The organism is Xenorhabdus miraniensis, assembly GCF_002632615.1.
The window spans coordinates 1-496 of sequence record NZ_NITZ01000118.1; the positions used below are offsets into that span (position 1 = coordinate 1).

Consider the following 496-nt stretch of genomic DNA (forward strand, 5'->3'; position numbering starts at 1 on the left):
AATTGAACAAGTGGAAAAACAACTAACGGCGTGGACAAAACAGAATGCCGATTGTCAGCGGATCCTGAAAATTCCCGGTATCGGTGTCCTGATTGCCACAGCAGCCGTCGCCACAATGGGCGATCCCAGCGCGTTTCGGTCGGGCAGGGAATTTTCGGCCTATCTGGGTCTGGTACCGAAACAAACGGGAACGGGAGGCCGGGTCAAATTACTGGGGATCAGTAAACGGGGAGATACCTACCTGAGAACGCTGTTTATTCACGGTGCCCGAGTGGCCACCTTACTCACGAAAACCCCGCTGCAGTGGGTGACGGAGCTGAAAAAACGCCGCCCGGTCTGTGTGGCGATTGTGGGGATGGCCAATAAGCTGGCTCGCACCGTTTGGGCATTGGTCGCCCATCAGCAGGAATACCAAAAAGATTACGTCAGTGTCAGACCTTACTGAGGTGTTTCACTGATCAACTTTCACTTTTAACGACAAGGATGAATGCAGAAA

The 496-nt window shown here is 52.6% G+C and carries 1 protein-coding gene; it reads left to right on the forward strand.

Annotation, left to right across the window (positions count from 1 at the left end; translation table 11 throughout):
• A partial coding sequence (locus Xmir_RS22350) for a transposase (RefSeq protein WP_145956969.1) occupies positions 1-445 on the forward strand: 445 nt, incomplete at its 5' end.
• Positions 446-496 lie beyond the last annotated feature (51 nt).